3 protein-coding genes and 1 pseudogene are annotated in these 2,518 nt (G+C 60.0%); 3 read left to right on the top strand and 1 reads right to left on the bottom strand.

What is annotated here, in order from left to right; all coding sequences use genetic code 11:
- The first annotated feature begins 252 nt into the window (after positions 1-252).
- The 3 genes from WBQ44_RS14060 to WBQ44_RS14050 all read left to right on the top strand — a co-directional run bounded on the left by WBQ44_RS14060 (position 253) and on the right by WBQ44_RS14050 (position 2,128).
- Positions 253-543, top strand: coding sequence for a transposase (locus tag WBQ44_RS14060; RefSeq protein WP_495567292.1), 291 nt, complete (start codon positions 253-255; stop codon positions 541-543).
- Entirely contained in the window at positions 519-1,424 is a 906-nt protein-coding gene (locus WBQ44_RS14055; RefSeq protein WP_495567291.1) for an IS3 family transposase, read from the top strand. The genes WBQ44_RS14060 and WBQ44_RS14055 overlap by 25 nt, the downstream gene beginning before the upstream one ends.
- 311 nt (positions 1,425-1,735) lie before the next feature.
- Positions 1,736-2,128 (top strand): hypothetical protein, encoded by a 393-nt coding sequence (locus WBQ44_RS14050; RefSeq protein WP_495567290.1) that lies wholly within the window; start codon positions 1,736-1,738, stop codon positions 2,126-2,128.
- An 87-nt stretch (positions 2,129-2,215) separates the two neighbouring features.
- Here the strand turns inward: WBQ44_RS14050 and WBQ44_RS14045 are convergent.
- Positions 2,216-2,518: pseudogene (locus WBQ44_RS14045) on the bottom strand (MFS transporter); the annotation flags it as partial.

Genomic DNA, 2,518 nt, shown 5'->3' with positions numbered 1-2,518 from the left:
ATGGTTCGAACCCCCGATGGGAACGTATGTTCGATAGTATCGGTAGGCGCAGGCCGAGTCAAGCTATTGCATTGCGCTGCAACGCCTTCCGCGCGCATGTCCGCTACACGATGCCACCGACAAGTTTGCGGTTTCGGGGCCCCAGACACCGACGGATTCTGCCGCGAATTCACCGCCGCGGCCAAGGCATGGACCGTTCCCGGTTCGGTGGACAGTCGGGATCTTCGGCCCAGATGAGATGGGATCGACTCGATGGGCTCGACACGACGTGCGTTTACAGATGAGTACAAGGCCGAGGCAGTAAACTTGGTTCTCGGCTCGGGCAATTCCATTGCCTCGGTCGCGAAGAATATCGGTGTGCACGAAATGACATTGGGGAAATGGGTGAAGAAGGCGCGCGACAACGGGCACGAAAAGGACCGCCCGCTCAGTATCGACGAGCGGGCTGAACTCGAACGCCTCCGCAAAGAACTTGCTCATACGAAGATGCAATTGGAGTTCGCAAAAAAAGTTGCGACTTGGTTCGCGAAAGACCAGCAGTAAAATTTGCTGCGATCGCGGACTGGGCTGACTCCGACACCTATTCTATCGACTTCATGTGCGCCGAACTCGCCGTGTCCCGATCCGGCTACTACGCGTGGCGCACGCGGCCGATCTCGCACCGAGCTCTCACCGACGCCGACCTCACCAGCCGCATCCGAACGTTGCACGCCGCAGGCCGCGGCAACCCCGGGGTGCGGCGTATCCGAGCCGGCCTTCAGGCCACCGGAATCCGCATAGGACTCAAACGGGTGTGGCGGTTGATGAAAGCAGCTGGGCTGCAGGGACGTCACCCCCGCGCCTGGAAGCGCACCACCGTGCACGGCGAGAAGGCAGTGGGTGCAGCAGATCTCATCGGCCGTGACTTCACGGCCGACCACATCAACACCCGATGGTGCGGCGACATCACCTACATCAAGACGTGGGACGGGTGGTGCTACTTCGCGACGGTGATCGATCTGCACTCGCGTGCGGTCGTCGGGTTCGCCGTCGCCGATCACATGCGTACCTCGTTGATCGTCGAAGCTTTGTCGATGGCGTTGACACACCGAAACCCGCCGCCCGGTGTCATTTTTCATTCGGACCGTGGAACGCAATATATGTCGAAAGAATTCGATGATTTCTGCATCGAAAACAATGTGCGTCGCTCACTGGGACGCACCGGGATATGTTACGACAATGCGGTATCGGAATCTTTCTTCGCGACGATCAAAAAGGAACTGATCCATACCCGCCCGTGGCGCACGAAAAAAGTGCTCACGAGAACAGTATTCGAGTGGATCCAAGTATTCTACAATCGACTCCGCCGGCATTCTTCGCTCGACTATTTGACACCGCGGGAATACGAGTTAGGATTCAGGGACGTGACGGAATTGGCCGCTTGAAACCGTGTCCATTTTACCGGGAACACTCCAGCACCGCCCACCAGTTGACGCGCAACGCCTCGGGTGCGTCCCGCTTGGCCGACGAGTCGAACTATGCTGCACCATTCGACAATTCGGATACTGTCAGCACAGGTTGAGTGAGATGCTTCGGTAGTGACCAGTCGTGGTGCGGGCTTGACAGTGTTCGTCCTGGCAATGGCAGCCTTGGCCTCGTTTGGGATCGTCAGCACCCCGAGTCGAGGCCGATCGCTGGAGTCGGCTCACAGGATCAGTTCCGGTGCGGGCTGCCGCACGATGTCTATGGAGTCGCGGTGCCGTCGGATTCCCAGGGCCTTCCGCCGCGTCCGGCACCAGGCATAGTGCCCGCCACGTTCCATCCCGTCATGGCTGTGGCGTGTGACATCGGCCTGGGTAGTCACGTCGACGCGGACGGGCGTGCCATGCAACCGTCGTACCCGCGTGGCACATGCGGACTGGACAACAACCGCGGGCTGTTCGAAGATCAGAAATTGCCCGGTGCGGGTGCTGTGGAGCATCAGGTGCGCCTCGACGCCGCAGGCATCGCTTACTCCTACTCGTGCTCGCCGGTTGTGTCCGCGCCTGAACCGGGCCGACTGGCTTTGGTCGATCTGCTTCTGTCGCCGATCGAATTTGCCGTTTCGACCCCGGTCTTCATCGACTCGATCGAATTGAACACGGGGTAGGCGCGGGCCTTTGCCCCGCATCGAGATTCCCAAGACGACAAAGCCCCCGAAGTGCGTTGGCTTCGGGGGCTTTGGGGGGGTGCGGGATCAGACGTTCAGATCTTCGTCCTTGCGGTTCTTGATACGTGAGGTCGCGACGAACGAAATGCCGGCCAGCAGCATCAGATAGATCGAGATGGCCATCGAGGTGCCGGTGCCCTTGAACAGCGCTTCCGCGATGGTCGGCACGAATGCGCCACCCAGGACGGTGCCGATTGCGTAACCGATCGATGCACCGCTGAAACGCACCGCAGCGGGGAACATCTCGGCGTACAGCGCTGGTTGCGGGCCGTACGAAAGCCCCAGTCCGACGGCGAACAACACGAGCGCAAGGTAGATCCACTTCAGTTC

It is taken from the genome of Rhodococcus sp. (in: high G+C Gram-positive bacteria) (assembly GCF_049591685.1).
Taxonomy (GTDB): Bacteria; Actinomycetota; Actinomycetes; order Mycobacteriales; family Mycobacteriaceae; genus Rhodococcoides.
The sequence above is the reverse complement of the archived record's forward strand: the minus strand, read 5'-3'. Positions and strand labels throughout refer to the sequence as shown.